Below are 21,728 nucleotides of genomic sequence, written 5' to 3'. Positions count from 1 at the left end.
TTAGTGGCCCCGGTCGATCCCCCGAAACACGAGGAAATACCATGAAGTCTCGCTAATCTGTGCTTGTGCGGCAATACGGACTGGCACCGGAGATCGGCGCTGCCATGGCGGCGCTCGTCTTCCGTGCCGGTCCGCTGCTCTGCGCGCTGCGGCTGGAGGAGGTCGTCGAGACCATGCGCCCGCTCGAGACGCAGCCGCTGGCCGGGACGCCCTCGTTCGTTCTCGGCATCAGTGTGCTGCGCGGCGTGCCGACCCCGGTGATCGACGTGGCGCGGCTGCTCGGTGGGACCACCGACGGCGGGAAGGTCCACCGCTACCTCGCGGTCCGCACCGAACGCGGCGTCGTCGCGCTGGCCACCGGGCTCGTCATCGGCATCCGCAACGTCGACGCGAGCGCCACCGGCGGCCACCCGGCCCTCCTCGGCACCCGGTCCAGCCGGCTCGTGGCGGGCGTGGGCACCATCGGGTCCGAGCCGCTGCTGCTGTTGCAGAGCATGCGCGCGGTCCCGGACGAGGTCTGGGAAGCCGCCGCCGCGGCGGGCGTTCCGTGACGCCGGGCGAGGAGCTCGGCCGGTTCCGCGACCAGCTCGCCCGCCTGCTGGGCTGGACCTTCAGCGACCGCGACGCGGGTCAGCTCGGCCCGCTGCTGGACGAGCGGGCCCGGGCCCAGCGGATGAGCCGGGACGACTATCTGCACCGGCTGGCCGCGCGCCCGTGGGCGGACGAGATCACCACGCTGATCGAGCGGCTGAGCATCACCGAGACCTACTTCTTCCGGCACGGCGAGCAGTTCCGGGCCCTGCGCGAGGTGGCGCTGCCGGAGCGGGTCGCGGCCCGGTCGGTGCAGCGCGCGCTGCGGCTGCTGTCGGTGGCCTGTTCGTCGGGCGAGGAGGCGTACAGCCTGGCGATCACGGCGCGCGAGGCGGTGAGCCGGGACTGGCTGGTCAGCGTGATCGGGCTGGACGCCAACCCGGCGATGCTCGCGCAGGCTGCCGCGGGTTGCTACTCCGGCTGGTCGCTCCGGGAGACTTCGGACGCCGTACGCCGCAGATGGTTCCATCAGGAGACCGGTGGCTATCAGATCACCGAGGAGGCCGTACGCCTGACGCAGTTCCGCCGCTACAACGTCGCCGACCAGGACCCCGACCTCTGGCGCCCCGAGCAGTACGACGTGATCTTCTGCCGGAACCTGCTGATGTACCTGACCCCGCCCGTCGCGTCGTCGCTGGTGGAGCGGATGACCGCGGCGCTCGCCCCGGGCGGCTACCTCTTCCTCGGGCACACCGACTCGCTCGGCGCCACCCCGGCCGGGCTCGAGCTGCGGCAGACCCACCAGGCGTTCTACTACCGGCGGCCGGTGACCGGCGCCGCCCCGGCGCAGCGGCCCCCGGCGGCGGAACGCCTCGCCCAGGAGGCCCGGGACACCCGCGAGCTGCAGGACGACTTCTACCACAAGGCCCTGGTGCTGCTCGGCCAGGAGCGTTTCGCCGACGGGCTGGACCTGCTGATCCGCGCGCCGGGCCCGGAGCTGAGCCGCGACCGGCTGCTGCGCGGGGTGCTGCTGGCCCAGTCCGGCCGGCTGGCCGAGGCCGCCGACGCGGCCCGCCGGCTGATCGACGACGACGGGCTCAACGCCGACGCGCACCAGCTGCTCGGGCTCTGTCTCGAGGGCCTCTCGTCGACCGAGGAGGCCCTTGCCCAGTACCGGCTGGCCGCCTTCCTCGACCACGGGTTCGCGCTCCCCCGGCTGCGGCTGGGTCAGCTCGCCCGGCGGCACGGCGACGGGCGGGCCGCGGCCGGCGAGCTCGACCGGGCCCTGCAACTGCTGGCCGGCGAGGACGACACCCGGATCCTGCTGTTCGGCGGCGGCTTCGGCCGGATCGCGCTGACCGTGCTGTGCCGCGCGGAGCTGGACGCCTGCGAGGTGCGGCCGTGACGGCGCCGGTGGAGGAGCTCACGGGACTGCCCCGGATCGAGCTCTGGAACACCAGAGGGCCCGGCGTCGAGGCGCGGATCGAGCAGCTGCGCTCCGAGTTCGACCGGTCCTTCACCGAGCCGGTCCGCGACCACGACGAGCCGCACGCCGAGCTGCTCTCGATCCGGGCCGGCGGGCGCCCGTACGCGATAAGGCTCGCCCAGACCGCCGGCCTGCACCCCGACCGCCCGGTCACCCCCCTGCCCGGACCGCTCCCGGCGCTGCTCGGCCTCTCCGCCTTCGCCGGGACCGTGGTCCCGGTCTACGACCTCGCCGCGCTGCTCGGCCACCCGGTGGCCGAGCGTCCACGATGGCTGGTGCTCGCCGCCGGCACGCCGCACCTCGGGCTCGCCTTCCACGAGCTGGACGGGCACGTGCGGGTGGCGGCCGGGGTGATCGTGGCCGAGGGCGCGACGGACGGCCGGCGCGGCGTCCTGCGCGGCATGGTCGAGCTCGACGGCCTCAACCGGCCCATCATCGACGTGCCCGCGACCCGCGCCGCCGTGCATGCGCTGGCCGGACACGCCCAAGCACACGAGGAGGCGGCACGATGATGACGGGACGGACGTTCGGCTTCAAGCTGGCGGCCGGGTTCGGGCTGACCCTGCTGCTGACGCTGCTGATGACCGCGACCTCGGTCGGGGCGTTGCGCTACGTGCTGACCTCCAAGGACTCCGTGATCAAGTCGGCATCCCTGGCGCTGGTCGGGTCCGAGCAGCTCAGCAAGACCATGGAGCGGCGGATCGGCGACTACCGCGCGTACATGCTGACCAAGTCGCCCGAATGGCTGAACGCGACCAATGCCGACCGCGACGAGTTCAACGCCCGGGTCGTCCAGCTGCGGTCCACACTCGACGATCCGACCGCCCTGAAGCTGCTGGAGACGGTGGCACAGAACCAGGCCGCGAACTCGGCCGCCCTCGAGGATCTGATCGCCCAGCGCCAGAAGATCACCAGCCTGACCGACGTGGCGCAGCTCAGCAACGCCAAGATCAAGCCGACCCGCGACGCCCTGCTGGCCTCGATCGACGCGCTGATCGCCCAGGTGAGCAAGCGGGTCGACAGCGCGCGCAAGGCGTCCTCGGCCCGGGCGACGGCCGCGATCATCTTCATCATCGGCATCGGCTTCGTGCTGATCTTCGGCGCCGCCGCGGTGGCCTGGCGGCTCAGCCGCGACCTGCGCCGCGAGGTGGGCGCCGCGGTCGGGCACATCCAGAGCTCGTCGGCCCAGCTCGAGGCGGCGGCGGCCCAGCAGGCGTCGGGCGGGCGCGACCAGGCCAGCGCGATGAACGAGATAACCACGACGATCAGCGAGCTGCTGATCACCTCGCGGCAGATCGCGGACAGCGCCCAGCGGGTGTCGAAGGTCGCCGAGGACACCGCCGACGCGGCCCGCACCGGCGACGCCACGATCGACCAGACCCGGGCCTCGATCACGGCGATCCGCACCCAGGTCGACCAGATCGTCCAGCACATGCTGGCGCTCGGCGAGAAGTCGCAGCAGATCGGCGTGGTCGTCGACCTGGTGTCGGAGCTGGCCGAGCAGACCAACATCCTGGCGATCAACGCGACCATCGAGGCGAGCGGCGCCGGCGAGTGGGGCCGGCGGTTCGCGGTGGTGGCCGAGGAGATCCGCAAGCTCGCCGACCGGACGGCCGGGTCGGCCAAGGAGATCAGGGCGCTCATCGACGATGTGCGCGGAGCGGTGAACACCACCGTGATGGCGACCGAGATCGGGGCCAAGGCGGTCGACACCGGCTCCCGGCAGTTCGACGACGCCACCAGCTCGTTCCGCCGGATCGCCCAGCTCGTGGCGACCACCAGCGACGCCACCCGGGAGATCGAGCTCTCCACCAAGCAGCAGACCACGGCCGTGGAGCAGGTCAACTCGGCCGCCTCGGACACGGCCCGGGCCAGCCGCGAGACCGAGGCCAGCGCGGTGCAGACCAAGCAGACGGCCGCGCACCTGAGCACGCTCTCCGGCGACCTGCTCGACCTGGTGGGGACCGGGAAGCATTGATGAGCGAGGCCCGGGACCCGCTGCGCTACTTCCGGATCGAGGCGCGCGAGCTGGTCGACCAGATCAGCGCCGCCGTCCTCGACCTGGATCAGCAGCCGGGCCCCGAGCTGGTGGCGCGGCTGCTGCGGTTCGCGCACACGCTCAAGGGCGCGGCCCGGGTGGTGAAGCAGACCGACATCGCCGACCGCGCCCACGAGTTCGAGGAGGTCCTGGTCCCGTACCGCGGCGAGCCGGGCCCGATCGCGGCCGGCGAGATGCGCGAGCTGCTGCGGCTGAACGACGAGATCGCCGGGTTCGTCGAGATCCTGGAGCGCCCGCCGGCGGCGGGACCGACCGGACCCGTGGGACAGGCCGGGCCGGTGGGCGAGACCGGATCGGCGGGGCCGCCCGGACCGGCCGGCCCACCCGGACCGCCCGGACCGGCCGGGCCGCCCGGGCCGGTGGCGGAGGACGGGCCGCCGGCCGGGACGGCGCACCAGGCGCCGGGGGACGATCCGCCCCCGCGCGCGGCGACCGCCGACCTCGACGAGCTGCTCGACGCGATCGGCGAGGCCAACGCCCGGATCGCCCCGCTGCGCGACGGCACCCGCACCCTGACCCGCCTGCAGCGCGGCGTCGAGACCCTCGCCGACCGGCTGCGCACCACCCAGCAGGGTCCCGCCGACACCCGCGCCTCGGTGCAGCGCCTGGCGGCCGAGCTCGGCGCGCTCGGCCGCCGCTTCGGCGACGCCGTCGACCAGGTCGAGCGGGAGATGGACGAGGTGCGCGGCCGGGCCGAGGGTCTGCGCCTGGTGCCGGCCGGAACCATCTTCACCGGCCTGCACCGGGCCGTGCACGACGCCGCCGACGCCGAGGGCAAGCGGATCCGGTTCGTCTCCCGGGGCGCCGAGGTGCGGATGGGCCCGGGCCGGCTCAACCAGGCCAACAACGCGCTGCTGCACGTGGTGCGGAACGCGGTGGTGCACGGCATCGAGCCGGCGGCCGCGCGGGCCGCGGCCGGCAAGCCGGCCGAGGGAACGGTCACCGTCGAGGTCGAGCGGCGCGGCCGGTTCGCCCATTTCCGCTGTACGGACGACGGCCGCGGCTTCGACCTGACGGCGCTGCGGCGGGTCGCCGAGGCGCGCGGCCTGCTCCCGCCCGGCCGCGAGCCCGACCCGGACGAGCTGATCCAGCTCGTGCTGCACGGCGGGATCAGCACCTCGGGCGCGGTCACCGAGGTCGCCGGCCGGGGCATCGGCATGGACGTGGCCCGGGACGTGGCCGCCACCAACGGCGGCGAGGTGCTGATCCGCAACCGGCCGGGCCGGGGCGCGACCGTGGAGCTGATCCTGCCGCTGACCCTGCTCAGCATGAACGGGCTGGTCGTGGAGGCGGGTGGCGCGGTGGTGACGATGCCGATGGAAGCCGTCCGGCGCTGCGTGCGACTGGCCGGGGAGGACGCCGCCGCGGCCGTCGCCAGCGGCCGGCTCGCCCACGAGGGCCAGGTCGTGCCGTTTCTGCCGCTGGCCCGCACCCTGGAGTCGGCCGGCGACAACCAGACCGCCCGGGTGGCGGTGGTGGTCACCGCCGACGAGCGCACGGTCGCGATCGGCGTGGACCGGCTGGCCGGCACCGCCACGCTGGTCGCCCGCCCGCTGCCCGACCTGGCCCCGGCCGCCGCGGTGATCGGCGGGGTCGCCATCGACCTGGACGGCAACCCGCGCCTGGTGCTGGACGCGCACGGCCTGGTCGCCGCGACCGGCCACGACCCGGTGACCATCGCCGCGCCGCCCGAGCCGCCCGGGCCGCGCCGGCCGATCCTGGTCGTCGACGACTCGCTCACCACCCGGATGCTCGAGCGCAGCATCCTCGAGTCGGCCGGCTACGAGGTCGACCTGGCCGCCTCGGCCGAGGAGGGCCTGGAGAAGGCGGCCGCCCGCGAGTACGGGCTGTTCCTCACCGACATCGACATGCCGGGCATGAACGGCTTCGAGTTCGTGGCCGCCACCCGGGCCGACCCGGCGCTCGCGTCCGTCCCCGCGATCCTGGTCAGCTCCCGGTCCTCGGCCGAGGACCGACGCCGCGGCGAGGAGGCCGGCGCCTCGGCGTACGTGGTCAAGGGCGAGTTCAACCAGGAGGACCTGCTCGCGCACATCCGGAGGCTGGTCGTCCGATGATTCGCGTGCTGCTGGTCGAGGACTCGGCGACGATGCGCGGCCACCTGCGCGAGTCCCTGGCCGCCGACCCGGAGCTGGAGGTCGTCGGCGAGGCGACCGACGGGGGCCCGGCGGTCGAGATGGTCGGGCGGCTGCGCCCCGACGTCGTGACCATGGACATGATGCTGCCGACGATGAGCGGCCTGGTCGCGACCGAGCACATCATGGCCGAGCACCCGACCCCGATCCTGGTGGTCTCCTCGGCCGACCGGCAGGAGCTGTTCAGCACCTACAACGCGCTGGCCGCGGGCGCGGTCGACGTGCTGGAGAAGCCGCGCGGCGACGCCTCGGACGCCGACTGGGGACGCCGGCTGCGCTCGGCCGTGCGGATGGTCTCCCGCATCCGGGTGATCACGCACCCGCGGGCCCGGCTCGACGGCCGCCGCGCGGCCGAGGTCCCGGCCCTCGTCGGTCACCTGCCGCCCGCCGACACGCTGCGGCTGGTCGCGGTCGGCGCCTCGACCGGCGGGCCGCGGGCGCTGACCGACCTGCTGCGCACGCTGCCGGCCGGGTTCCGCCCGCCGGTGCTGTGCGTGCAGCACATCGCGGCCAGCGAGCCGTTCGCCGAGGCCTTCTCCGACTGGCTGGCCGGGCAGACCGGCCGCGACGTCTCCTACGCCCGCGACTGGACGCCGATCGAGACCCTGACCGGCCGGGTGGTGCTCGCGCCGCCGGACCGGCACCTGCTCGTCCGCGACGGGGTGCTGCGGCTCTCCGACGAGCCGCCGCGATATTCCTGCCGCCCGTCGGTGGACGTGCTGTTCGAGTCGGTGGCCACCGAGTTCGGCCCGCTCGCGGCCGGCTGCCTGCTCACCGGGATGGGCCGGGACGGCGCCGACGGGCTGCTCAAGATGCGCGGCCACGGCGGCGTGACGTTCGCCCAGGACGAGGCGAGCTGCGTGGTCTACGGCATGCCGCGGGAGGCGGCGCTGCTCGGGGCGGCCGCCTACGTGCTGCCGCCGGCCCGGATCGCGGCCCGCCTGGCCGAGCTGCACCCGGCCGGGAGCCGCCGATGAGCTACCGGGTGCTGATCGTCGACGACAGCCTGACCGTGCGGATGGACCTGCACGACGCGTTCACCGCGGACGGCTTCGTCACGCTGCTCTGCGCGACCGGCGACGAGGCGCGCGAGGCGTTCGCGGGCGCGAGCTTCGACGCCGCCGTGCTCGACGTGATGCTGCCCGACGCCGACGGGCTCGAGCTGCTCACCGAGCTGCGCCGGACGCCGGGCCGGGACGGCGTGGTCACCGTGCTGCTGTCCAGTGAGGACGATGTCGCCGACCGCCTGGCCGGGCTGCGCACCGGCGCCGACGAGTACGTGGGCAAGCCGTACGACGCCGGCTACGTGGTGGCCCGGGTGCGGCAGCTGCTCGGCGAGGGCCCGGCCGGCGCCGACCGCACCATGATCCTGGTGATCGACGACAGCATGACGTTCCGGGAGGAGCTGCGCGAGCTGCTGGAGAGCGAGGGCTACGCCGTGCTGACCGCGCCCTCGGGCGAGGAGGGCCTGCGCACGGCGGCCGACCGGCGGCCGCAGGCGATCATCGTGGACGGCGTGATGCCCGGCATCGACGGCGCCACCGTGATCCGCCGGGTGCGCCTCGACCCGGCCCTGCGCGACATCCCGTGCATCCTGATGACCGCCTCCGACGACTACGCCACCGAGCTGCAGATGCTGGACGCCGGCGCCGACGCGTTCGTCCGCAAGCAGCAGAACCTGGCGATCGTGCCGGCCAAGCTCAACGCGGTGCTGCGGCAGAGCGCCGAGCAGCTGCCGATCGAGGTCACCGGCAGCCTGCACGGGCCGAGCAAGGTGCTGGCGCTGACCCCGGACCGGCCGGGCCTCGCCGAGCTGGCCGAGTCGCTGCGCGACGACGGGTACGACGTCGTCCCGGTCGCCGTCACCGACGACGCGCTCGACCTGCTCGCCGCGCAGCCCGTCGACTGCATCGTGCTCGGGCTCGGCCTCGAGGGCGACCTGGGCCGCGACGCCTGCCGCCGGATCAAGGACGTGCCGGTGATCGGCGAGACGCCGGTGGTGATGACCGGCGAGAACGACGACGACATGCTGGCCTGCCTGGCCGCGGGGGCGGACGACTACGTGCGCTCGGGCGCCGGCGCCGAGGCGTTGCGGGCGCACGTCCGTACGCAGATCCGCCGCAAGCAGTCGCACGACGAGAGCCGGCGGATCCGCGAGGAGCTGATGCGCCGCGAGCTGGACGCGGCCGAGGAGCGCGCCGCCCGGCAGCTGGCCGAGACCCGCGCCGCGCTGGTCGAGGAGCTGGAGTGGCGCAACCGCGAGCTGGAGGCGTTCTCCGGCTCGGTCTCGCACGACCTGCGCGGGCCGCTGCAGGTGATCAGCAGCTTCGCCGAGCACATGCTCGACGACGAGGACGACCCGCTCAGCGACGAGGCGCGCCGCCGGCTGGGCCGCATCCAGGCCGCCGCGCTGCGGATGGCCGACCTCGTCGAGTCGCTGCTGATCCTGGCCCAGGCGAGCCGCGGCGACCTGCGCCGGGCCGAGTTCGACCTGACCGCGACGGCGTGGTCGGTGGTCGGCGACGTGGAGGCCCGCTACGCCGACCGCAAGGTCGAGTTCCGGGTCCAGGAGGGACTGTCCGCGGACGCCGACGAGGGCCTGGTCCGGGTCATCCTGGAGAACCTGATCAACAACGCGGTCAAGTTCACCGGCAAGGTGGAGAAGCCGGTCATCGAGATCGGCCGCACCGGCGAGAAGCTCTTCGTGCGCGACAACGGCGCCGGCTTCCCGGCCGGCAAGGCGGGCGAGCTGTTCCGCCCGTTCGCGCGGCTGCACAAGGCCGACGAGTTCCCCGGGCACGGCATCGGCCTCACCACCGTGCACCGGGCGGTCGAGCGGCACGGCGGCGAGATCTGGGCCGACGGCGAGGATGGCAACGGCGCGACGTTCTGGTTCACGTTGCCGCCGGGGCCTACGGGTCCGGCCGCGGAACGCCGCGGCCAGGCTCGGCGGAACGGCTAGGCCAACCCGAACCAGGGCCGGCAGGCATCGAAGTTCTCGACGGTCACCTCGGCGCCCGGCCAGCGGTCCGCGGTGAGCCGCAGGTTCTGCAGCTCGGCCACGTCGCCGCCGGTGTCGACGATGCGGCTGCGGCCGTTGTCGAGATAGCCGATCCGCCGGGACACGCCCAGGGACGCCTGGTTGCCGAGCGTGGCCGAGCTGATCGCGGCCGTCGCGCCGAGGTGGCCGAAGGCGAAACCCAGGGCGGCCGTACGCATCCGCACGCCCACGCCGCGGCCCCGGACCTCCGGGATCAGCCAGGACGCCGAGTCCACCGTCCGGAGTGCCGGGAAGTTCTCGCCCTCGAGGGTCTGCACGCCGACCACCGCGTCCTCGTGGACGACCGCGAGGTGCAGCTCCCACGACGCCGGATCCCAGGTGCCGAGCGACTTCCAGTAGCCCATGCACAGCAGCCGCCGCTCGTTCTCCAGCAGCGTCTGGTGCTCGAACAGGGTCAGGCGCGGGTCGTGCCCCACGTCCGGCGGCAGCACCGCGCAGAGGTGGGGCAGGTCGGACTCGCGCACCGGCCGCAGCAGGAGGTCCCGATACCGCAGCCGGAGGTCGAACAGGGGCCAGTCGGAATTCATAGAACGCTGTATAACCGATCGCCGGCCGCCCGGGGGCTTGTTTTTGGGCGGCCGGCGATCGGAGTTCACTCGGTGCCGAGCGCGGCGACCGGGCTGACCTTGGCGGCGCGGCGGGCGGGCAGCACTCCCGCGGCCGCGGTCATCAGCACCAGGATCAGGAAGACCAGCGCGAGCTGTCCGATCGGGACGGCGAACGGCGCGTTCACGCCGAGGGCCTTGACCGCGAGCCAGGCGTACGGGACGCCGAGCGCCAGCCCGAGAGCGGCCCCGATGACCCCGTACAGCGCCGATTCGGTGGTGAGCATCGTCCGCAGCGCGCCCCGGGAGAGGCCGACCGCGCGCAGCAGCCCCGATTCGCGCACCCGCTCCACCACCGACAGCGCCGTGGTGGTGCCGACGCCGACCACCGCGATCATGACGGTCAGCCCGATCAGGCCGAGCGCGATCGCGAGCAGCACCGTGAGCTCGCTGTCGATCTCGTCCCGCTGGTCGGCGAGCACGTTGACGGCCCACGTGCTGCCGGCCGCGGCGGCCGCGTCGCTGAGCACCCGCCGGCCGTCGGCCCGGCCCGTCTCCCCGGATTTGGCGGCGTCGGCGAGCAGGCCGTTGTAGCCGGTGGCGGCGCCGAGCGCGGTCAGGTCGGCCGGGTCGAGCACCATGGCCGCGCCGAGCGGCGCCGAGGCCGGCAGCTTGGCCACCACGGTCAGGGTCGCCGCGTTCTTCGCGTGGCTCACCTTGACCTTGTCGCCGACCTTCCAGCCGGTCACGTCGGCCGTGAACCCCGAGATGATCAGCTGGCCGGGCTTCAGGTTCGCCAGCGTGCCGGCGATGACGTCGAGCTTGCCGAGCCGCGGCACGTCGTCGATGTCGAGGTCGACCGCGTCCAGCTCGCTCACCCGCGACGTCGCCGACACCGACAGGCGCCGGTACGGGGTGACGTTCTTCAGCTCCGACCGCTTGCGCAGCTGGTCGACCGTGGCCGCGCCGATCGCGGTGTCGTTGGTGGTCATCTCGTAGTCGGCGGGGGCCGAGGAGATCGTGTCCCGCTCGGCCAGGATCCGGATCGACGCGCCGCCGACCAGGGTGCCGGCGATCAGGGTGACGCCGAGCGCGACCACCACCGAGACCGCGGCCGCCCGCCGGGGAGCGCCGCCCACGCCGCCGGCCGCGAGCCGGCCGACCGGGCCGGAACGTCGGATCGGCGCGCCGAGCACGGCCAGCACCGGCCGCACCAGCGCCGGGCCGAGCGCGATCAGGGCCAGGAAGGCGAGGCCGCCGGACGCCACGATGGCGAGCAGGTTCGTCGACGGCTGGTAGTCCTTCGGGTCGCGGCCCGGCAGGTTGGTGATCACGAAGGCGGCGAGCAGGCCGGCCCCGACGACCAGCAGCAGGCCGGCGGCCCAGCGCAGCTTGCCGATGTCGCGGCGGCTGCCGGTGACGCCGGCGCCGCGCAGCGCTTCGAGCGGCGACACCTTGCCCGCGGTGAAGGCGGGCGCGACCACGGCCACGGTCGTGAGGAAGACCGCGAGCAGCACGGTCAGCAGCGCCGGCGCCAGCGGGAAGCCGGGCCCGGCCACGTGCGGGCCGAACGCGCGGACCAGGCGCGGCGCGAGCTGGCCGGCGCCGAGCGCGAGCAGCACCCCGACCAGGCCGGTGACCAGGCCGGTGAGCGCCCCCTCGGCGGCCAGCGACCAGCTGATCCCGCCACGGCCGGCGCCGACCGCCCGCAGCAGGGCGAGCTGGCGCATCCGCTGGGCGAACACGATGCGGAAGGTGGAGGCGGCGACCAGGCCGGCGGCGACCACGGCGATCGCCACGAACAGGCCGATCACCTCGAAGACGCTGTCGACGTCGGCGGCCTTCTGCCGGGCCTCCTCGTGGCGCACGTCGTCGCCGGTCTCGACCCGTGGCTTCTGACTGTCCTTCACCTTGGCCGCGCCCGCCGCGGTGATGCTCTCGACCTGCGTGCGGACGGCGCTCGCGTCGGCGCCGGGGGCCAGCCGGAGGTCGATCTGGGTGAGATCCTTGGCGCCGATCATCGCGGTGACGGCGGCCTGCGAGGCGTACGCCTGGAAGCCGTAATCGTCGCGGCCGGTGACCAGGCCGACCACCGTGAGGGTCGTCGGCGCCTCGGGTTTGCCGTCGGAGTCGTAGCGCAGGACCACCTTGGCCGTCGAACCGACCTTGAGGCCGAGCCGCTCGACCGTGCGCGGGGTCACCACGATCTCGGCCGGCCCCTTCGGCAGGCGGCCCGAGGTGAGGTGGGTGACGGCCAGCGGCCCGCCGAAGGAGTCGCCGGTGATCTGGAGGTAGTCGGCGCCGAGCGGCCCGCCGGCCTCGACCCGGCCCGCGGTCTCGGCCACCCCCGGGATCCGGCCGATGGCGGCGAGCTCGTCGGTGTTCACCGTGCCGTTGCGGACCACCAGGTCGACGGCGGCGGGCGTGCCGCTGAGGCCGTCGAGCACGCTGCGCTCGGTGATCTGCTGGGCCAGCACGGTGGCGTAGACGACGAACGACACGACCAGCACGGCGAGGCCGGTGAGCAGCAGCCGGGCCGGGCGCCGGGCGAGGCCGCGGAGCTGGGTGCGCAGGACGGCGCTCATCGGCGCGCCGCCAGCGACTGCAGGGCCTCGGTGACCGAGGCGGAGTCGGGGTGCTCGATCTCGCCGGCCACGTTGCCGTCGGCGAGGAGCACGACCCGGTCGGCGTACGCGGCGGCGCCCGGGTCGTGGGTCACCATGACGACCGTCTGACCGAGCTCGCGTACGGAGTTGCGCAGGAACAGCAGCACCTCGGCGCCGGAGCGGGAGTCCAGGTTGCCGGTGGGCTCGTCGGCGAAGACGACCTCGGGCCGGGCCACCAGCGCCCGGGCGACGGCGACCCGCTGCTGCTGGCCGCCGGAGAGCTCGCTCGGCCGGTGGTTGAGCCGCCCGGTGATGCCCAGCGACTCGGTGAGGTGGCCGAACAGCCCCCGGTCGGGCTTGCGGCCGGCCAGCTCGAGCGGCAGCAGGATGTTCTGCTCGGCGGTGAGCTGCGGCAGCAGGTTGAACGACTGGAAGATGAAGCCGATCCGCTCCCGGCGCACCTTGGTGAGCACCTTGTCGGACTGGCGGGTCAGGTCGGTGCCGCCCAGCAGCGCCTGGCCCGAGGTGGCCGTGTCGAGGCCGGCCAGGCAGTGCATGAGCGTGGACTTGCCGGAGCCGGACGGCCCCATGATCGCGGTGAACTGGGCGCGGGTGAAGCCGACCGTCACCCCGTCCAGCGCGCGTACCGCCGTGTCGCCGCTGCCGTAGACCTTCACCAGGTCGACCGCGGCCACCGCGGCCAGCGAGTCCTGGGTGGCGGCCGGGAACTGGGTCTGCATGAGCACTCCACTCGCACGTTCGATCTTTGTCGGCGAGAAGTCTCGGGGTAGCGGGCGGCCCGGCACATCCGTCGCCGGCGGGGATCGCCGCGGGCGCCGTATCTGTCTTTCGGCCGATGGGACCGCCATGACCTGGCATTACGCTGGGTACACGATGCAACCCAACCCGAACCGGATGATCCTGCTGCGCTTCGGCCAGGTAGGCGCCCTGATCGTCCTGGCCGTGCTCGGCCTCTTCGACACCGCGCAGGGCATCCTGCGCACCACACCCGAGCTGCTCGGGCTGCTGCGGATCCTGCTCGCCATCGCGGTGGCGGCGGTCTGGCTGCCCTCGCACCAGCAGAACTCGACCCGGCTGCCCAAGGCCGCGGTCTGGGTGAGCCTGGCGTCGCTGCTGGTCACGTTCGCGACGGCGGTGGCCGGGCCGGACTTCGGCGTGAGCTGGGGGCTGGCCGAGTCGCTGGCCCTGCTCGGCGTGATGTTCGTGGTGGCGCGGCGGGCCAGCCCGGGCTGGGCGGTCGCGGCGGTGGTCAGCGTGGGCGCGGCGGTCAGCTTCCTGCCGCTGCGCGGCGGGCAGAGCGCCGAGTACGTCATCTTCGGCCTGATCCAGGCGCTCGCCGCCGCCGCGGCGCTGGGCGTCGGCATCTACCTGCGCATCCTGGAGAGTTCGAGGGAAAGAGCGGTGGACGCCGTACGCGCGGAGCAGCGCGCGGAGTTCGCCCGGGACCTGCATGACTTCATCGCCCACCACGTCACCGGCATCGTGGTGCAGGCCCAGGGCGCCCGGTTCATCGCCGAGCAGGACCCGAAGCGGGTGCTGCTGGCCCTCGAGCAGATCGAGCAGGCCGGCGCCGAGACGATGGCCTCGATGCGCCGGATGGTGGGCGTGCTGCGCGACCCGCTGTCGAAGCCGGACGCGCCGCTCGCGCCGGTCGCCGGGGTGGGCGAGCTGGGCCCGCTGCTCGAGCAGTTCACCTCGGCGGGCGGCCCGTCCGGGCGGCTGCACCTGGACGGCACGCTCGACGGGCTGCCGGTGGAGGTGTCGACCTCGGCCTACCGGGTGGTGATGGAGGCGCTCACCAACGTGCGTCAGCACGCGGTCGGCGCCCGGGCGGTGGACGTGTGGGTCCGGCGCACCCCGGAGTGGCTGCTGGTGCGGATCGCCAACGACGGATCGGCCCGTCCGTCCGGGCCGCGCGAGCGGTCGGGGTACGGTCTCGTGGGCCTCACCGAACGGGTCCGCGCGGTCGACGGCCGCCTCACGGCCGGGCCCGGCATCGAGGGCGGCTGGGTGGTCGACGTCGCGTTCCCGCTGAACACGAAGGTGACGCAGCAGTGATCAAGGTGTTGATCGCCGACGACCAGGCGATGGTCCGCACCGGCTTCGGCATGATCATCGGGGCCCAGCCGGACATGGAGGTGGTCGGCGAGGCCGCCGACGGCGTCGAGGCGGTGGCGCTGGCCCGCAAGGAACGGCCGGACGTGGTGCTGCTCGACATCCGGATGCCCAAGATGGACGGGCTCGAGGCGCTGCGCCTGCTGGCGGGCCCGGGCGTGGCCGACCCGATCAAGGTGGTCGTGGTGACGACCTTCGACCTCGACGAGTACGTGCATCAGGCGCTGCGCAACGGCGCGGCCGGATTCCTGCTCAAGGACTCGGGCCCGGCGCTGCTGGTGGAGGCGGTGCGCGCGGCGGTGTCCGGTGATGCCCTGATCAGCCCCTCCATCACCGTACGGCTGCTGGAGCATTTGTCGTTGCCCGCTCCCGCGAGTGACGACGGTGGTCTCTCACCGCGCGAACTCGACGTCGTGAAGCTGGTGGCGCGGGGTCTGACGAATGCGGAGATCGCGGAGAAATTGTTCATCTCGATCGGCACGGTCAAAACGCACCTCGGCAGCGTTCAGACCAAGCTGAACGCGCGCGGCCGGGTCGAGATCGCGGCCTGGGCCTGGGAGCGTCGCCTGGTCAGCTGACCGGCACGCCATTCCGAATTGAAATGACCGATTGTCACCTCGGAATAGCAGATCGTCACGATCAAGCGGGCAGATCGGCACACTAAGACACTTCTCAGCGAATGCGCTCGGTACGCATAGCAATTACGCTCGGAGATATGGCCGGACTGGGCACGACCACCACAGTGGTCATCTCGATCTGGGTGATCATCGCCTTCCTGCTGCTGCCGGCGGCCGGAAACCTGCGCTACTGGACGGCGGCCTTCGTGGTCCTGCTCGTCGTGGTCGGCGCCGGCGATGTGCTGCCGACGCGGGCGCTGCTCGCGTCCCTCCTCGGAATCCACATCATCTTCGCGATACCCGCCGGCCTCACCGCCGCCGGGCGCCGCCGCCTGTGGACGGTCGCAGTGTCCCTCGTGGCGCTCGCCTTGCTGGCCATCACGGGCGGCCGCGAGTACTGGCTGCCGACCCTGCTCGCCGCCGTGGCGATCAGCGTGATCGGCACGCCCCTGCTCTGGGTCTGGTTTCGCACCCACCCTCGATCGCACGTAGAGGTACGGCTGTGGCCGCGCCGCCCGATCCGCCTGCTGTCCCTGCCTTTGCAGCGCCGCGCGGCTCGCTCCCCCGGTAGTCCGTCACCCGAAGCACCGGCCGGCACCCCTTCGGGCACCCCGCCCGGCTCTCCGTCGGGCACCCCGCCCGGCTCTCCGTCGGGCACCGCGCCCGGTTCTCCGAAGCCCGGTTCTCCTCCGCCGCCCGGGTCCCCTCCGGGCACCGCGCCCGGGACGCCGGCCGGCGACGCGCCGCCCGAGGACGAGACCGGCCCGCCCCGCGATCGCCAGCCGCGCAACAGCCGGGCCTTCCCGCCGGCCAACTCGGGCTCGCGCGCCACCGCCCAGCCCCCGCCCCAGCGCACGGACCGCCGTCAGCCCAGAGAGATCCAGTAACGCCGGACCTCGTGATCCCCGGTCCCCCGCACGTCCTCGAAGACGCCCCCCGCCCTCTCGATCGTGCGCGCCGACGCCGTGTTGGACGGCCGGCAGGTGATCAGCACCCGGTCGAGCCCGAGCTTCCGCGCGTCGTCGAGCATCAGCCCGAGGGCCCAGCTCGCGAGCCCGCGGCGCCGCTCCGACGGCCGCACCGCGTACCCGATGTGGCCCCCGCAGTCGAACAGAAACGCGTTGAGCGAGTGCCGCAGCGAGATCGTTCCCAGGATGCGTTCGCCTTCGACCATCCACCGGTACGTGCAGTGGACCCAGTCCGGCGCCGGCGGCTGGTCCGGGTCCTCCTCGTGGTGGAGCCGCCGCACCCACGCCGCGAACCCCTCGGCGGTCTCGATCTCGTCGGTCGGCCGCATCCCGGCGCCGTCCTGATGAACCCCGATCCCCCACTCGTCGCGGGACTCGATCCAGGCTCGGTGCAGACGGGTGGTGGGTGCGATCAGCTCAGGCATGCCCACAAACTAGCCGCCCGCCGCCGCGATCGTGAGCAGCCGCCGCACCTGGCTCTGGCGGCGGTCGGTGACGGTCGCGGCCAGGGAACGCGCGGGTGGGTACGCGCCGCCGGACTGCTCCATGCGGGACGTCTCGACGCAGTTCGCCAGGTGGCCCAGGAGCAGGCTCACCGCCGTACGGTCGAAATCGCCGCCCCGCGCCGACCGCAACTCCTCGATGTCGGCCGCCCGCAGGGCATGCAGCGCGCCGTGTCTCGCGTGCGCGCCCGCCGACGGATCGGCCGCCAGCGGCTGCTGCCAGCCCAACAACCAGCGCTGCATCGTGCCCGACTCGTCGCCCCACTGGGTGCGCAGCTCGGTGGCGATCGCGCGGACACGGGGGTCGGCGGCGCGCTGCTCGGCCAGGGACGCCACCCGGTCGCCCTCGGTGATCTGCTCCAGGCCCATCTGCAGGAACATCACGTCGGTGGCGTTCCAGGGATCGGCGGTGGCCGCCGGCCGCTCGTGGGAGCAGCCGGCGACCAGCGCCAGGATCAGCGCGAGCCGTGCTAGATGGCGAGCCACAGGGCCGGCGCGTTCGGCGGTTCCCAGCCGGTCAGGGCGGTGTGCGCCTGGCGGCAGCGGTAGGAGACGCCGTTGTACGTGACCACGTCGCCCACCTTGTACGCGGTGCCCGCCTTCCACGTGCCGCTCGGGTTCGAGGTCGGCGGCGCGGTGGTCGGCGGCGCCGTGGTCGGGGCCGTCGTGGGGGCGGTGGTCGGCGGCGTGGTGGGCGTGGTGGAGCCGCCGCCGATGTTCACGTCCACACAGGAGTAGAACGCGTTCACCGTGTCGGCGATGTTCCACCGGGCCAGGATCGTCTGGCGCCCGGAGAAGCTGCCCATGCTCACGGTGTGCTGCTTGGTGGCGCCGGGCTGCGCGCCGCCGTCGTTGAAGGACGCCAGCAGCGTGTTGCCGATGAAGTACTCCCAGGTGGCGGTGGAGTGCCGGGCGGTGAGGATCCAGTTGAAGGTGACCGTCTTGCCGACCCCGGCGACCGGCCACGCCTTGCTGTTGTCGTTGAGCACGGCGAAGCGGCTGCCACCGCCGTTGCACAGCTTCGAGCCCTTGGGGGCCTCGACGCTCTGCGGCTCGTAGATGATGTCGCCGCAGTTGGCGACCGCGCCGCTGGCGCAGTTGGCCTGCCGGCTGGGCGGCGACGAGATGTATCCGTGTGCGGATGCGGGGGCGACGGCCACCAGGAGCGAGGCGGCGGTCGCGGCGACGGTCAGTGCGGGTAGGAGAAATCTGCGTCTCATGAAGTACTCCGTCTCTTCATGGGGGAATCGACGGACTGCCTCGATGGGGGTCGAAGCAACCCGCTCGTGAGCCCAACATAAGTTAAGGAGTGTTAACAGTAAATAGACTTAACGAAGTTTTTCGATGCCTCGTTAATCGGCTGCCGCGGACCGGGCGATCCGTTACGTTCGCCCGATGGAACCCCTCACCGAGCAGCAGATCCGCGCCGGTCTCGCCAACTGTTCCAAGGGCGAGGCGGGCCGGATCAAGGTGCCGGATCTCGCCGCCGTGGCCTGGCGCGACCTCGATTTCCTCGGCTGGAGTGACCCGGGCGCCCCGCAGCGGGCCGTGCTCGTGATGCCGGACGCGAAGGGCATCGTGCTGCGCAAGCCGGACTCGCGCCGCACCAGCGCGGTGCGCTCGAGCATGTGCCGCATCTGCTACACCGGCCACAGCTCGGACGGCGTGACGCTCTTCGTCGCGCCGCTGGCCGGCGCCTCCGGCCGCCTGGGCAACACCGTCGGCGAGTACATCTGCTCCGACCTGGCCTGCTCGCTCTACCTGCGCGGCAAGCGCCAGCCCCGCGGCCGCCTGGTGCGCCAGGAGGAGTCGCTCACCCTCGACGAGCGGATCGACCGCGCGATGACGAACCTCGACGGCTTCGTGAAGCGGGTGCTAGCCGGCTAGCAGTTCCTCGGCCAGCGCCGACGGTTCGCGGCCCAGCCAGACGGCGTGCAGCGGCCGGGTCAGCACCAGGTCGCGCACCCGCAGCTCGACCAGCTCCCCCGCCGCGACCGGCCCGGCCGTGGCCCGGGCGCTGACCACCCCGATGCCGCCGCCGGCCCGGGCGGTGGCCAGGATCGTGGTGGTCGAGCCGAGGCTCGTCACGTGCGGCTGCCGCGGCGAGACCTTGGCCAGGGCGGCCAGGAAGGTGTCGCGGGTGCCCGAGCCCGGCTCCCGCAGCAGCAGCGGCTGCTCCAGCAGATCGGCGATCGGCAGGTCGGCCCCGGCCTTCGCGGCCAGCGGGTAGCCGGTGGCGACGACCAGCGCCACGCGGTCCTCGCCGACCCGGCGGCGGCTCAGATCGCCGGGGATGTCCGGCGACTCGACGAAGCCGAGGTCGGCGGCGCCGTCCCGGACCATCTCGCAGACGCCGTGGCTGTTCGAGACCTCGACCGAGATCTCGGCGCCGGGCTGGGTGCGGCGCAGCCGGAGCAGCCAGGTGGGCAGGATGTACTCGGCGACGGTGAGGCTGGCCGCCACCCGCAGCCGGGCCTGCCGGTCGGCGCGCAGCGTCAGCACGCCGTCGGCCAGGGTGTGCGCGGCCGTCACGACCTGTTGCGTCCACACGGCGACCGCCTGGCCGGCCGGGGTGAGCAGGCTGCCGCGCCGGGAGCGGACCAGCAGCGGGACGCCGAGCCGGCGTTCGAGGCGGGCGATCCGGGCGCTGGCGCTGGGCTGGCTGATGCCGTGGGCCTGCGCGGCGCGGCCGACGCTGCCGGTCTCGGCGACCGACAGGAGCAGGTCGAGCGCGGGGAGGTCGCTGATCCAGGGCGGCAGGGGCATCGTCGCGCAGTCTGTCACACGTACGGAAGTTGTTGCAGGCCAAGGCTGGTCGCGCCGACCGCGACCCAGAGGATCAGCCCGAGCAGCAGGGGCCGGGGTCCGGCGCGGCGCAGCGCCGCGACGTCGGTCGAGAGACCGACGGCGGCGAGCGCGAGGGCGATGCCGATCAGCGCGAGCAGGTGCAGCACCTTCACCACCTCATCCGGTACGGGCAACGCGGCCGCGATCACGAAGGCGACCAGGAACCACGGCTTGGGCGCGTCCGCGTCCCGGGAGAGGAAGTGCACGACCGGGATGATCATCAGGGTGCGCACGAGCTTGACCACGACGGCGTGCTGGGCGGCGATCGGGCCGTAGGCGGAGGCGGTGGCCACCACCGCGCTGGTGTCGTTCACGGCGGTGCCGGCGAACAGCCCGAACGCCTGCTGGCTCAGCCCGAGCAGGTGCCCGATCGGCGGAAAGGCCACCACCGCGGCCACGTTGAACAGAAAGATGGTCGAGATCGCGTACGAGACATCGCTGCTCTTCGCCTTGATGGCGGGCGTGACCGCGGCGATCGCCGAGGCGCCGCAGATGCCGGTGCCGACTCCGATGAGCGTGCGCAGATCGCGCGGGATCCCGAGTTTTCCCCCGACCAGCCAGGCCAGGCCGAGGCAGACCGCCAGCGTCCCGAGCATGACCGGCAGGGAGCTCGTCCCGGTACTTATCACTTCGCGCAGGCTGAGTTGGGCGCCGAGGAGCACGATCGCGAGCTGGAGAACAGGCCCCTTGGCCACCCTGACCGATTTATCGTCTTTTTTGGCGATCGAGCTGAAGATCATTCCGCCGGCGACGGCGAACAGCGGCGCGCCCAGCGCGGGGACGAGCGCGCCGAGACCGAGGGCCGCGAGGCCGACGGCGAGGATCAGGAAGGGCACCTGCCCAGCGTCCGGCCGCGCGGGGGGCGCCGGTACCGCCCAACCGCCTGCCGGGGTCATAGCCGTTGCCTATGACTCAGATTATTCGCCCGGCTGCCGAAGACAAGGATCGTGCAGGACATCCGCGACGTGCTCGACCGACGCGCCGTGACGCCGGTCTTCCAGCCGATCGTCGAGATCGCGGCCGGTCGCGTGCTGGGCTACGAGGCGCTCAGCCGGGGCCCGGCCGGCACGCCGTGGGAGTCGCCGGCCATGCTGTTCGCGGCGGCCCGCGCGGCCGGCCGGGAGCACGAGCTCGACTGGATCTGCCGTGCCCAGGCCTACCGGGCCGTGCTCGCCGCCGACGCCGATCCCGACCTGACCTGGTTCGTCAACATGGAGCCGACGGCGTGGCGGGCGTCGTGCCCGCCCGATCTCGCGCCGGCCGTGGCCGAGGCCGAGGCCCGGCTGCGCGTGGTCACCGAGATGACCGAGCGGGCCATCGCCGACGATCCGTCCGGCCTGCTCGCCGCGACCGCCTCGTGCCGGTCGTCGGGGTGGGGCGTGGCCCTCGACGACGTCGGCGCCGTCCCGATGTCGCTGGCGCTGATGCCGTTCGTGCAGCCCGACGTGGTGAAGCTGGACATGGGTCTGCTGCGCGCGCCCGGCGACCCGCACACCGCCCGGGTGGTGACGGCGGTGGCCGCGCACGCCGAGGCGAGCGGCGCCGTGGTGCTGGCCGAGGGCATCGAGACGGCCGAGCACCTGGCCGTGGCCCGGGCGATGGGCGCGACGGTCGGCCAGGGCTGGCACTTCGGCCGGCCCGGGCCGCTGCCGGCCGGCGTACGGGCCGGTGCCCGCCTGCCGTTCCTGCCGCCGCCGCAGTCGGCCGCCAGCACCCCGTACGGGATCGTCTCCGCCCGCCGCCCGGTCCAGCAGGCCACGAAGGGCCAGCTCATGCCGATGAGCCGGCACCTGGAGGCGGTGGCGGCCGACGGCCGGGAGCCGTGCGTGCTGCTGGCCTGCTTCCAGGAGGCGCGCCACTTCACCCCCGGCACCGCCCGCCGGTTCGCCCGCATCGCCGCCCGCGGCCCGCTGGTCGCGGCGCTCGGCGCGGGCCTCGACGACGAACCGGCCCCCGGCGTGCGCGGCGCCTGCCTGGACGACGAAGACGCCCTGCGCGGCGAGTGGAACGTGCTGGTCGTCGGCCCGCACCGGGCCGCCGCCCTGGTCGCGCACGACCTCGGCGACGACGGCCCGGACCGCGACCGGCGGTTCGAGTTCGCGCTGACGCACGACCGCGGGCTGGTGCTGGAGGCCGCGCGCTCGCTGCTGGGGTGGATCGCGCCGGTCCGCTCGGCGGAGCTCTCCGCCGTCCGATAGGCCGCCCGGGGTTCACAC

20 protein-coding genes are annotated in these 21,728 nt (G+C 73.6%); 12 read left to right on the top strand and 8 right to left on the bottom strand.

Annotated elements, in window-relative coordinates; all coding sequences use genetic code 11:
* Positions 1-65: 65 nt before the first annotated feature.
* Genes ACZ6TB_RS08230 through ACZ6TB_RS08200 form a run of 7 tightly spaced genes read left to right on the top strand, consistent with a single transcriptional unit; the run spans position 66 to position 9,191 of the window.
* Complete coding sequence (locus ACZ6TB_RS08230; protein ID WP_465551970.1) at positions 66-551, top strand: chemotaxis protein CheW; 486 nt, start codon at positions 66-68, stop codon at positions 549-551.
* Complete coding sequence (locus tag ACZ6TB_RS08225; RefSeq protein WP_465551968.1) at positions 548-1,936, top strand: CheR family methyltransferase; 1,389 nt, start codon at positions 548-550, stop codon at positions 1,934-1,936. Before ACZ6TB_RS08230 ends, ACZ6TB_RS08225 begins: the two co-directional genes overlap by 4 nt.
* A complete protein-coding gene (locus ACZ6TB_RS08220) occupies positions 1,933-2,529 on the top strand; it encodes a chemotaxis protein CheW (RefSeq protein WP_465551966.1) in 597 nt (198 codons plus the stop codon). The genes ACZ6TB_RS08225 and ACZ6TB_RS08220 overlap by 4 nt, the downstream gene beginning before the upstream one ends.
* On the top strand, positions 2,526-3,995 hold the full coding sequence (locus ACZ6TB_RS08215) for a methyl-accepting chemotaxis protein (RefSeq protein WP_465551964.1): 1,470 nt from the start codon (positions 2,526-2,528) through the stop codon (positions 3,993-3,995). Before ACZ6TB_RS08220 ends, ACZ6TB_RS08215 begins: the two co-directional genes overlap by 4 nt.
* Positions 3,995-6,151, top strand: coding sequence for a hybrid sensor histidine kinase/response regulator (locus ACZ6TB_RS08210; protein WP_465551961.1), 2,157 nt, complete (start codon positions 3,995-3,997; stop codon positions 6,149-6,151). The genes ACZ6TB_RS08215 and ACZ6TB_RS08210 overlap by 1 nt, the downstream gene beginning before the upstream one ends.
* Entirely contained in the window at positions 6,148-7,206 is a 1,059-nt protein-coding gene (gene cheB, locus ACZ6TB_RS08205) for a chemotaxis-specific protein-glutamate methyltransferase CheB (protein WP_465551959.1), read from the top strand. The genes ACZ6TB_RS08210 and cheB overlap by 4 nt, the downstream gene beginning before the upstream one ends.
* Positions 7,203-9,191 carry a response regulator gene (locus ACZ6TB_RS08200; protein ID WP_465551957.1) on the top strand — a complete coding sequence of 663 codons (1,989 nt, stop codon included), beginning with the start codon at positions 7,203-7,205 and terminating at the stop codon, positions 9,189-9,191. The genes cheB and ACZ6TB_RS08200 overlap by 4 nt, the downstream gene beginning before the upstream one ends.
* Here ACZ6TB_RS08200 and ACZ6TB_RS08195 read toward each other — a convergent pair.
* The 3 genes from ACZ6TB_RS08195 to ACZ6TB_RS08185 all read right to left on the bottom strand — a co-directional run bounded on the left by ACZ6TB_RS08195 (position 9,188) and on the right by ACZ6TB_RS08185 (position 13,181).
* Positions 9,188-9,817: a GNAT family N-acetyltransferase gene (locus ACZ6TB_RS08195; protein WP_465551955.1), complete on the bottom strand. Its 630-nt coding sequence runs from the start codon at positions 9,815-9,817 to the stop codon at positions 9,188-9,190. The genes ACZ6TB_RS08200 and ACZ6TB_RS08195 overlap by 4 nt on opposite strands.
* A gap of 65 nt (positions 9,818-9,882) precedes the next feature.
* A complete protein-coding gene (locus ACZ6TB_RS08190; protein WP_465551953.1) occupies positions 9,883-12,420 on the bottom strand; it encodes an FtsX-like permease family protein in 2,538 nt (845 codons plus the stop codon).
* The gene (locus ACZ6TB_RS08185) at positions 12,417-13,181 is read right to left on the bottom strand and encodes an ABC transporter ATP-binding protein (protein WP_465551951.1); all 765 of its coding nucleotides are present in this window, start codon (positions 13,179-13,181) and stop codon (positions 12,417-12,419) included. The genes ACZ6TB_RS08190 and ACZ6TB_RS08185 overlap by 4 nt, the downstream gene beginning before the upstream one ends.
* 127 nt (positions 13,182-13,308) lie before the next feature.
* Here ACZ6TB_RS08185 and ACZ6TB_RS08180 point away from each other — a divergent pair, with 127 nt between their 5' ends.
* The 3 genes from ACZ6TB_RS08180 to ACZ6TB_RS08170 all read left to right on the top strand — a co-directional run bounded on the left by ACZ6TB_RS08180 (position 13,309) and on the right by ACZ6TB_RS08170 (position 16,081).
* Positions 13,309-14,520: a sensor histidine kinase gene (locus tag ACZ6TB_RS08180; protein ID WP_465551949.1), complete on the top strand. Its 1,212-nt coding sequence runs from the start codon at positions 13,309-13,311 to the stop codon at positions 14,518-14,520.
* On the top strand, positions 14,517-15,155 hold the full coding sequence (locus ACZ6TB_RS08175; protein WP_465551947.1) for a response regulator: 639 nt from the start codon (positions 14,517-14,519) through the stop codon (positions 15,153-15,155). Before ACZ6TB_RS08180 ends, ACZ6TB_RS08175 begins: the two co-directional genes overlap by 4 nt.
* A gap of 137 nt (positions 15,156-15,292) precedes the next feature.
* The gene (locus ACZ6TB_RS08170) at positions 15,293-16,081 is read left to right on the top strand and encodes a hypothetical protein (protein WP_465551945.1); all 789 of its coding nucleotides are present in this window, start codon (positions 15,293-15,295) and stop codon (positions 16,079-16,081) included.
* On the opposite strand, the gene ACZ6TB_RS08165 is transcribed toward ACZ6TB_RS08170, so the two are convergent.
* From ACZ6TB_RS08165 to ACZ6TB_RS08155, 3 genes are read right to left on the bottom strand one after another with little or no spacing between them, the layout of a single operon-like run.
* Entirely contained in the window at positions 16,060-16,587 is a 528-nt protein-coding gene (locus ACZ6TB_RS08165) for a GNAT family N-acetyltransferase (protein ID WP_465551943.1), read from the bottom strand. The genes ACZ6TB_RS08170 and ACZ6TB_RS08165 overlap by 22 nt on opposite strands.
* A 9-nt stretch (positions 16,588-16,596) precedes the next feature.
* Positions 16,597-17,151: a DUF305 domain-containing protein gene (locus tag ACZ6TB_RS08160; RefSeq protein ID WP_465551941.1), complete on the bottom strand. Its 555-nt coding sequence runs from the start codon at positions 17,149-17,151 to the stop codon at positions 16,597-16,599.
* On the bottom strand, positions 17,136-17,885 hold the full coding sequence (locus ACZ6TB_RS08155) for a lytic polysaccharide monooxygenase (protein ID WP_465551939.1): 750 nt from the start codon (positions 17,883-17,885) through the stop codon (positions 17,136-17,138). The genes ACZ6TB_RS08160 and ACZ6TB_RS08155 overlap by 16 nt, the downstream gene beginning before the upstream one ends.
* A gap of 175 nt (positions 17,886-18,060) precedes the next feature.
* Here ACZ6TB_RS08155 and ACZ6TB_RS08150 point away from each other — a divergent pair, with 175 nt between their 5' ends.
* Positions 18,061-18,552 carry an FBP domain-containing protein gene (locus ACZ6TB_RS08150; RefSeq protein ID WP_465551938.1) on the top strand — a complete coding sequence of 164 codons (492 nt, stop codon included), beginning with the start codon at positions 18,061-18,063 and terminating at the stop codon, positions 18,550-18,552.
* On the opposite strand, the gene ACZ6TB_RS08145 is transcribed toward ACZ6TB_RS08150, so the two are convergent.
* Positions 18,541-19,431 (bottom strand): LysR family transcriptional regulator, encoded by an 891-nt coding sequence (locus tag ACZ6TB_RS08145; protein WP_465551936.1) that lies wholly within the window; start codon positions 19,429-19,431, stop codon positions 18,541-18,543. The two genes, ACZ6TB_RS08150 and ACZ6TB_RS08145, sit on opposite strands and share 12 nt — an antisense overlap.
* Before the next feature lie 14 nt (positions 19,432-19,445).
* On the bottom strand, positions 19,446-20,348 hold the full coding sequence (locus tag ACZ6TB_RS08140) for a YeiH family protein (protein ID WP_465551934.1): 903 nt from the start codon (positions 20,346-20,348) through the stop codon (positions 19,446-19,448).
* Between the two features lie 111 nt (positions 20,349-20,459).
* On the opposite strand from ACZ6TB_RS08140, the gene ACZ6TB_RS08135 reads away from it, so the two are divergent.
* Positions 20,460-21,710 (top strand): sensor domain-containing phosphodiesterase, encoded by a 1,251-nt coding sequence (locus ACZ6TB_RS08135; RefSeq protein WP_465551932.1) that lies wholly within the window; start codon positions 20,460-20,462, stop codon positions 21,708-21,710.
* The last annotated feature ends 18 nt before the right edge of the window (positions 21,711-21,728 follow it).

The sequence above is a fragment of the Actinoplanes sp. NPDC051537 genome, assembly GCF_055586105.1.
This window is presented reverse-complemented; position numbering and strand designations above follow the sequence as displayed.